The following is a 4,299-nucleotide window of genomic DNA, read 5'->3' as shown; positions in this document are numbered from 1 at the left end:
ATGTATTTTATACATAAGGAGGAACAGGATATGAAAAAAATTTCGGAAAAATTTACTGTATTTTTTGAAAAACCATTTTGGATTGGAGTTTTTGAAGAAACAATTAATAATGAGTATAGGGCTTGTAAAATAATTATAAATACATCAGAGCCAAAAGATTGCGAAGTATATGAGTATCTTCAGAAAAATTACTTTAATTTAAAATTCAGTCCTGCAATTTGTGGAAATGATAATTTTGAAAAGAAAATAAATCCTAAGAGGATGCAAAGAAAAATAAGCAGAGAAATTGAAAAGGATTTTATTGGAACAAAAGCTCAACAAGCTTTGAAAAAACAACACGAACAAATTAAACAAGAAAAGAAAATTTCTGCTAAAGAGAAAAAAATTGCTAAGTATGAAAGAAAAAGACAAATCCACATTTTGAAAAAGAAAGAAAAGCATAAAGGTCATTAAATAGAAAAGAACTGTAATGTTAATTAATCATTACAGTTCTTTTTTAGCTTATTAATAAAAATACAAGGTTTATACAATATTAATATGATAATATACATATATATAAGATTTGTTAGGAGATTTTAATATGAAAAATATATTAATTGTAGATGATGATAAAGAAGTATGTAATTTAATAAAATTAATTCTAGAAAAAGAAAACATTAATTCAGAAATATGTTTTAGTGGAGAAGAAGCAATAAAAAAATCAAATAAAAATGAATATATTATGATTATTTTAGATGTTATGATGCCAGGAATAGATGGATTTAAAACTCTTGAGATAATAAGAGAAAAAAATAATGTTCCTATATTAATGCTTACAGCAAAAGATGATACATCTAGTAAAGTAAAGGGGCTTAGATTAGGAGCTGATGATTATATAACAAAACCATTTGATACAGAAGAATTTTTGGCAAGAGTAGATTCTTTAATAAGAAGATACTATTTAAGCAATAATTCGGATAATAATGAAGATTCAAGAAAAAATTTATATTTTGAAGGTCTTACGATTTTACCTGATGAATATTCAGTCAAATTAGGAACAAAAGTTATAGAACTTTTACCAAAAGAGTTTGATTTACTATATCTATGTGCAATAAATCAAGGAAGAATACTAACAAAAAAACAAATTTATGAATCAGTTTGGAAAGAAGTATATACATTTGATGATAATAATATTATGTCTGTGATAAGTAGATTAAGAAAAAAAATAGAAAAAGATCCTTCAAAACCTATATATATACAAACTGTAAAAGGAATAGGATATAGATTCAACAAGGAGGTGTAGTTTTATGTATATCTTACTTTTAATTTCTATTTTTTTAAATATAATTTTAATAATAAATTTGTTTAGTATGAATAATAAATTAAAAGAAATTATTTTAATAATAGATGATATAAGATATGGAAATTACAAAAGGAGGATTTTAGCAACAGACAATGGAAAACTTTCTGAAATAATATATAAAATAAATGAAATTGTATATACATATGATGAAAAAATAATGGATTTTAGTAAAAAAGAGAAATCAAATAATCAACTTTTAACTAATTTTTCTCATGATATAAGAACACCTTTAACTTCTATAATAGGATATATTGATGCTATAAAAAAAGAATTACGATATAAAAATTATGATGATTGTAAAGAAATAATAAATTATATAGATATAGTTAGAGAAAAATCATATCACTTGAAAGAATATTTAGATAATATATTCGATTGGTTTAAATTAAATTCAGATGAGTACAATTTGAATTTGGAATGTTTAGAAATTACAGAACTAAGTAGAGAAATAATTAAAAATTGGATTTTAATATTTGAGGAAAAAGATATATCTTTTGATATTGAAATAGAAGAAAAAGAGATTAAATGCAATATAGATAAAGACGCTTATTCAAGAATATTAAATAATATTATTCAAAATGCAGTAGAACATAGTAAAACTAAAAAAATATATATATCCATTAGAGAAGAAAGTAAAAATTTAATTATAAATATAAAAGATGAGGGAATTGGTATAAGTAAAGATAATTTAGTACACATATTTGATAGACTTTATAAGTGTAATCAAGATAGAAACGATAAAGGTAGTGGATTAGGATTATTTATAACAAAAGAATTGGTTGAAAAAATGAATGGAAGTATAAATGTTGAAAGTAGTTTAAACAAAGGAAGTAATTTTAAAATTGAATTTAAAAATATAAGATTTATATAAGGTTGTTGTCATGGATATGCAAGGTTCAAATAATATAATTAAAGAAAAAAGGAAGGAGAAATAAATATGAACGAATATTTAATAGAACTAAATAATGTAACAAAAGAATATAATGGTAAAGAATGTATATCCAATCTAAATATGCATATAAAAAAAGGAAGAATTTATGGAATTTTAGGTAAAAATGGTGCAGGTAAGACAACTACTATGAAAATGATGTTAAATCTTATAAAACCTACAAGTGGAGAAATTTTAATTTTTGGAAAAGAAATGAAGAATAATTACAAAGAAATACTTCCACGAATAGGTTGTTTGATAGAATCTCCAGGATTTTATCCTAATTTAACAGGAACTGAGAATTTAAAAATATTTGCAAAATTAAGAGGTATTCCCAAGAAAAATTCTATAAAAGAAACTCTTGAAATTGTAGGCTTGCCTTATAATGATAAGAAATTATTTTCACAGTATTCTATGGGAATGAAGCAAAGATTAGCAATAGGACTTGCAATTATGCATGATCCAGAAATTTTGATTCTAGATGAACCTATCAATGGACTTGACCCAATAGGAATTGTAGAAATCAGAAGATTCATAAAAAAAATGTGTAAAGATAAAGGAAAAACAATTATAATATCAAGTCATATATTATCAGAAATAGAACTTATTGCTGATGATATTGGAATTATAGATAATGGTAAATTAGTCAAAGAAGAAAGTATGGAAGATTTTACAAAATCAAATAAAAAATATATTAGTTTATTTACATTAGATGAATTTAAAGTAGTCAAAATATTAGAGGAATATTTTGGTATTAAAAATTATTCTGTTGGAAAAAGAGGAAATATAAAAATATATGACCTAAAAATTTCTATATCTGAATTGTTAAGAAAGTTTGTTAAAGAAGATATAAGAATAGAGGAAATTTATATGAAAGAGGACTCTTTAGAAGATTATTTTAAAAAAATCACAGGAGGTGTAGATATTGACTAACCTTATTAAATGTGAAATGTTAAAGTTAAAAAGGAAAAAGATAGTACCTATAATATTTATATTATCTATAATAGTACCTATAATATTTGTGATTTTTATAAATAATCAGCTTGAATTAGGAGTATACAGAAATAAAGTAGAAGCATTTGATTCTTTATTTGATATGACAATTGTTTATGGTATGCAATTTTTATTACCATGTATACTTGGTATAATGTCTACAATAATTTTCTTTGAAGAAAGAGATAATGATACATTTAAAAACTTAAAAGTTATACCTATAACATCTACAAAATTAATATTTTCAAAAATATCTTTGATATTTATATACTCGATATTATTTTGTATGTTTTCTACAATAATAGTTGATATTCTAGGTGGTATAGTATTTATATCAAATGATATTTTTTATAAATTTATTATAGCTATTGATATGGGGATTTTTACAGCGTTATCAATACTTCCACTTATAGCGACAATAGTCTTTTTTAGCAAAACATATGTATTTTCTATATTATTATGTATATTTTGGGTTAGTTTTAATACATTAGCTACAGCTCTATATGATGTATTACCAAAGGCTTTAATGTGGTTACTTCCAACACCATTATCTCTATTTTGGTCTTCATCAAAATTATATAGTAGAGGTTTAAATTTAGATTTAACGATATTGCAGAAATTAAATTTAATTCCAAATGATATAGAAATAGTTTTAATACTAAGTATTATAGGAATAATTTCAATTATTTTAATTGATTTTATCTACAGAAAGAGAAGTGAATATTAGAATGATTAGTATATTACAGACAGAGTTTATTAAATTAAAAAGATACAATATTTTATTATCTGGAATCTTTATGATGCTTTTATCTGTTGTATTAACTATTTTTACATCGACAGCTAATGATGGTTCTTATTGGGATTTTAGATACTTATATGAACAAGTTATAAAAAATAATATGACTTTAGTTTTTCCAGTTTGTATAACATTAATTTCAGGATATATTATGAATAGGGAATATGATGATAATACTATAAAAAATATACTAACAGTTCCAATTTCATATAGAGAATTAATTTTTTCAAAGTTAATTGT

Annotated in this window: 6 protein-coding genes; all 6 read left to right on the top strand. The window is 22.7% G+C overall.

All coding sequences use genetic code 11. The features are described from left to right. On the top strand, nucleotides 1-453 hold a 453-nt coding region (locus tag Q1J78_RS08650; RefSeq protein ID WP_300279077.1), incomplete at its 5' end, for a YjdF family protein. 127 nt (nucleotides 454-580) lie between these two features. Continuing rightward, nucleotides 581-1,282 carry a response regulator transcription factor gene (locus Q1J78_RS08645; RefSeq protein WP_300279075.1) on the top strand — a complete coding sequence of 234 codons (702 nt, stop codon included), beginning with the start codon at nucleotides 581-583 and terminating at the stop codon, nucleotides 1,280-1,282. 67 nt (nucleotides 1,283-1,349) lie between these two features. Further along, nucleotides 1,350-2,213 (top strand): sensor histidine kinase, encoded by an 864-nt coding sequence (locus Q1J78_RS08640; protein ID WP_301118258.1) that lies wholly within the window; start codon nucleotides 1,350-1,352, stop codon nucleotides 2,211-2,213. A gap of 66 nt (nucleotides 2,214-2,279) precedes the next feature. Next, nucleotides 2,280-3,203 (top strand): ABC transporter ATP-binding protein, encoded by a 924-nt coding sequence (locus tag Q1J78_RS08635; protein ID WP_300279071.1) that lies wholly within the window; start codon nucleotides 2,280-2,282, stop codon nucleotides 3,201-3,203. Continuing rightward, the gene (locus tag Q1J78_RS08630; protein ID WP_300279068.1) at nucleotides 3,196-3,990 is read left to right on the top strand and encodes an ABC transporter permease; all 795 of its coding nucleotides are present in this window, start codon (nucleotides 3,196-3,198) and stop codon (nucleotides 3,988-3,990) included. Before Q1J78_RS08635 ends, Q1J78_RS08630 begins: the two co-directional genes overlap by 8 nt. Nucleotide 3,991: 1 nt before the next feature. Then, nucleotides 3,992-4,299: ABC transporter permease (locus Q1J78_RS08625; protein ID WP_300279065.1), on the top strand; the 308-nt coding region annotated here is incomplete at its 3' end.

It is taken from the genome of Peptacetobacter sp. (assembly GCF_029264495.1).
Taxonomy (GTDB): Bacteria; Bacillota; Clostridia; order Peptostreptococcales; family Peptostreptococcaceae; genus Peptacetobacter.
The sequence above is the reverse complement of the archived record's forward strand: the minus strand, read 5'-3'. Positions and strand labels throughout refer to the sequence as shown.

Bases quoted from the DNA above. Each gene is read 5' to 3' on its own strand.
- Q1J78_RS08645 (WP_300279075.1), top strand. From the start codon at position 581: ATGAAAAATATATTAATTGTAGATGATGATAAAGAAGTATGTAATTTA.
- Q1J78_RS08640 (WP_301118258.1), top strand. From the start codon at position 1,350: ATGAATAATAAATTAAAAGAAATTATTTTAATAATAGATGATATAAGA.
- Q1J78_RS08635 (WP_300279071.1), top strand. From the start codon at position 2,280: ATGAACGAATATTTAATAGAACTAAATAATGTAACAAAAGAATATAAT.